General features: G+C 67.2%; 6 protein-coding genes. 4 read left to right on the forward strand and 2 right to left on the reverse strand.

Features of this window, described 5'->3' with window-relative positions:
- The first annotated feature begins 74 nt into the window (after positions 1 to 74).
- The 4 genes from AC1DOC_RS23510 (at position 75) to AC1DOC_RS23525 (ending at position 2747) form a co-directional block, all read left to right on the forward strand.
- Entirely contained in the window at positions 75 to 1136 is a 1062-nt protein-coding gene (locus AC1DOC_RS23510; protein WP_369663221.1) for an aldo/keto reductase, read from the forward strand.
- A gap of 73 nt (positions 1137 to 1209) precedes the next feature.
- Entirely contained in the window at positions 1210 to 1701 is a 492-nt protein-coding gene (locus AC1DOC_RS23515; protein WP_015866551.1) for an aminoacyl-tRNA deacylase, read from the forward strand.
- Between the two features lie 48 nt (positions 1702 to 1749).
- The gene (plsY, locus tag AC1DOC_RS23520) at positions 1750 to 2385 is read left to right on the forward strand and encodes a glycerol-3-phosphate 1-O-acyltransferase PlsY (protein WP_478079374.1); all 636 of its coding nucleotides are present in this window, start codon (positions 1750 to 1752) and stop codon (positions 2383 to 2385) included.
- 8 nt (positions 2386 to 2393) lie between these two features.
- The gene (locus AC1DOC_RS23525; RefSeq protein WP_015866549.1) at positions 2394 to 2747 is read left to right on the forward strand and encodes a RidA family protein; all 354 of its coding nucleotides are present in this window, start codon (positions 2394 to 2396) and stop codon (positions 2745 to 2747) included.
- A 9-nt stretch (positions 2748 to 2756) separates the two neighbouring features.
- Here AC1DOC_RS23525 and AC1DOC_RS23530 read toward each other — a convergent pair whose 3' ends face one another.
- Positions 2757 to 3398 carry a retropepsin-like aspartic protease family protein gene (locus AC1DOC_RS23530; protein ID WP_307596320.1) on the reverse strand — a complete coding sequence of 214 codons (642 nt, stop codon included), beginning with the start codon at positions 3396 to 3398 and terminating at the stop codon, positions 2757 to 2759.
- A gap of 7 nt (positions 3399 to 3405) precedes the next feature.
- Positions 3406 to 3891 carry a YajQ family cyclic di-GMP-binding protein gene (locus AC1DOC_RS23535; RefSeq protein ID WP_015866547.1) on the reverse strand — a complete coding sequence of 162 codons (486 nt, stop codon included), beginning with the start codon at positions 3889 to 3891 and terminating at the stop codon, positions 3406 to 3408.
- Between the last annotated feature and the right edge of the window lie 16 nt (positions 3892 to 3907).

The raw sequence follows: 3907 nt of genomic DNA on the forward strand, positions 1-3907 counted from the left end.
GCACAGGACAGCACGCGCCCGGGTTTTGGCTGCGCCGCGAGCGCGCCGCGGAGGAGGGCGGTAGCATCCCGCGCATGAAAAAAATCCAACTCGGCCAGAGCGACCTGCACGTCACCCCCATCTGCCTGGGCACCATGACCTTCGGCGAACAGGTGGACGAGCCCACCTCCCACGCCATCCTGAGCCGCTCGCTCGAGCGCGGCGTCGACTTCATCGACACGGCCGAGATGTACTCGGTGCCCACGCGCCAGGAAACCTACAGCGTCACCGAAACCATCATCGGCAACTGGTTTGCGGCCAACCCCGGCGCACGGCAGAAGCTCGTGCTCGCCACCAAGGTGGCCGGTCCGCTGCGCAACACGCCGTGGGTGCGCGAAGGCGTGGGCATGACGGCGGCCGACATCGTGGCCTCGTGCAATGCGAGCCTGAAGCGCCTGAAGACCGACGTCATCGACCTGTACCAGATCCACTGGCCCGAGCGCCATGTGCCGGCCTTCGGCAACATCTACTACGACCCGGCCAAGGAGGTCTCGCAGACCCCGATCCTCGAGCAGCTCGAAGCCCTCGGCGGACTGGTGAAGGCCGGCAAGGTGCGCGCGATTGGCCTGTCGAATGAAACGCCCTATGGCGTGCACGAGTTCGTGCGGCTGGCCGAGCAGCACGGGCTGCCGCGCGTGGCCACGGTGCAGAACGTCTACAACCTGGCGAGCCGCGGCGTCGAGAACGGCCTGGACGAGACGATGCACCGGCTGGGCGTGTCGCTGCTGGCCTATTCGCCGCTGGCCTACGGCCTGCTCACCGGCAAGTACGACCAGAGCGGCATCACCGGGCCCGATGCGCCCCAGGACGCGCGCATCGCGCGCTACGAGTCGGTGCGCAAGCTGCGCTGGGGCCGCCCCGATGCGCTGAAGGCCGCGCGCCTGTACAACCAGCTCGCGCGCGACAACGGCCTGACGCCCACGCAGCTTGCGCTGGCCTTCTGCTACACCAAGTGGCAGGTGGCAAGCACCATCATCGGCGTGACGACGGTGGCGCAGCTCGACGAAGACATCGATGCCTACGGCACCACGCTCTCGCCCGAGGTGCTGGCCGAGATCGACAGGATCCGGTGGGAGATCCGGGACCCGGCGGCGTGAGCGCCGCGCCGGGCCGCCCCAAGCAAGCTCGCTCCCGCTTGGCGGGAAGGCGCGCAGCGCCAAGGGTGCACCAGTGAGCAAGAAAGCACACGTTTCCGAAACCCCCGCGACGCAGCTGCTGCGCGCGAACAAGGTCGCCTTCACCGAGCATCCGTACGAATACCTGGAGCACGGCGGCGCGCAGCACAGCGCGGCCGTGCTGGGCTTCGATCCCTTCACGGTGGTGAAGACGCTGGTGATGCAGGATCAGGACGCCAGGCCGCTGATCGTGCTGATGCACGGCAACCGCACGGTCTCGACCAAGAACCTCGCGCGGCAGATCGGCGCCAAGTCGGTCGAGCCCTGCAAGCCCGAGGTCGCGCAGCGCCACAGCGGCTACATGGTGGGCGGCACCTCGCCCTTCGGCACGCGGCGCGCAATGCCGGTGTACATCGAATCGACCATCCTCGAACTGCCGAGGATCGCGATCAACGGYGGGCGGCGCGGCTACCTCGTGGGCATCGACCCGCAGGTGTGCGTCGCCCTGCTCGGCGCCACGCCGGTGCAGTGCGCGCTGGCAGAATAGCCGGCGTCGCCGAACAAGAACAACCATTCCTCCCCGCGGAGCGCCGCCTTGAGCTTTCATCTGCCGTCTTTCCTCGCCATCGTGGCTTCGTACCTGGTCGGCTCGCTGTCCTTTGCGGTCATCGTGAGCAAGGCGCTCGGCATGGCCGATCCGCGCAGCTACGGCAGCGGCAACCCCGGTGCCACCAACGTGCTGCGCTCGGGCAACAAGGGCGCGGCGCTGGCCACGCTGCTGCTCGATGCGCTCAAGGGCTGGCTGCCGGTGTTCCTGATCCGCCATTTCGGCGCCCAGTGGGGCCTGGGTGAAGGCGTGGCCGCGCTGGCGGGCCTGGCGGCCTTCCTGGGCCACCTCTACCCCGTGTTCTTCGGCTTCCAGGGCGGCAAGGGCGTGGCCACGGCGGCCGGCGTGCTGGTGGGCATTGCGCCCTGGCTGGGGCTCGCGACCGGCGCCACCTGGCTGATCATTGCGGTGTTCTTCCGCTATTCGTCGCTGTCGTCGCTGGTGGCGGCCTTCTTTGCGCCGGCCTATTACCTGCTGGGCGGCAATATTGCGTGGCCGCTCGACCGCACGGTGCTGATTGCGATCATCATCATGAGTCTGCTGCTGGTCTGGCGGCACCGCGAGAACATCCGCCGGCTCGCGGCCGGCACGGAGTCGAAACTCGGCTCGAAGAAAAAGGCTTGATAAACACCATGGCATCCATCACACGCTTCCACGTCGGCCCGCGCCTGTCCGAGACGGCCGTGCACAACGGCACCATCTACCTCGCGGGCCAGGTGCCCGACGACACCACGCAGGACATCCGCGGCCAGACCACCCAGGTGCTGGCCATGGTCGACCGCCTGCTCGCCGAGGCCGGCAGCGACAAGTCGCGCATCCTCATGACGCAGATCTTCCTGGCCGACATCACCGACATCGCGGCCATGAACGAGGTGTGGGATGCGTGGATTCCCGCCGGCAACACCCCGCCGCGCGCAACGGTGCAGGCCAAGATGGCCAATGCGGCCTACAAGATCGAGATCGTGGTCACGGCCGCCCAGGCCTGACGCGGGCGGTCAATAGCGTTTTTCGAGGACCATCTGGTCCGCGTCGCGGCGCATCGAGAAACGGTTGATGAAGCTGTTGCCCAGCAGCACGAAGGGCATGGGCTGCGGCGAGACGATGGCGTCGATGTCGTACACCTCCACGTCGCCCACGCGCACCGATTGCAGCCGCAGCTTGTAGCCGCTGGACACGCCGTTGGCGGTGCTCATCTGGATGCGCTGCCCCTTGCTGTAGTCCAGGCCGATGCGCTGGGCATCGTCGGCCGACAGGGCGATAGAAGTGGCGCCCGTGTCGAGCATGAAGGTGACGGGGCGGCCGTTGATGGCGCCCTGCGTCATGAAATGGCCGCGGCTGTCAGCCGGCAGCACGATGCGGCTGCCGCCACCGGTGCCTCCCCCGCCGCCGATGCTGACCGGCGTGTCCATGCGCAGGTTGACGCGCTTGCCCTCGAGTTCGACCACCGCCTGCTCGGCCTGCAGCGACAGCAGCTTCACGCCCTGGAAGGTCTCGCCGACCGCCACCGTCTTGGGCGGCGCGCCGTTCACGATCAGGATCGCGCGGCTGCCGATGGTGCCGGTCAGCATCACGGAGCCGGCCGCATGCGCCCCTGCAGCGGCAGCCAGCAGCTGCGCTGCGACGACGAGGGCCTTCATTTGCGGCTCAGTCGCGGAAGTTGTTGAAGGACAGCGGCATGTCGGGCACGTCTTTCTTGATGAGTGCCATGGCCGCCTGCAGGTCGTCGCGCTTGGCGCCGGTGATGCGCACCGCGTCGCCCTGGATGGCCGCCTGCACCTTGAGCTTGCTGTCCTTGATGATGCGGGTGATCTTCTTGGCCTGCTCGGACTCGATGCCGCTCTTGACCTTGATGACCTGCTTGACCTTGTCGCCGCCGATCTTCTGAACGTCGCCCTTGTCGAGGAAGCGCACGTCGACGCTGCGCTTGGTGAGCTTGGCGCGCAGGATGTCCTCGACCTGCACGAGCTGGAACTCGGCGTCGCCGATCATGGTGATTTCCTTGTCCTTGAGCTCGACGGCGGCGGCCGTGCCCTTGAAATCGAAGCGCGTTGCGATTTCCTTGGCGGTGTTTTCGACCGCATTCTTCACTTCGGGCAGATTGGGCTCGCAGACGGTATCGAAAGACGGCATGGGCTCTCCTGAATTC

The sequence above is a fragment of the Variovorax sp. 01T439_2 genome, from assembly GCF_056398445.1.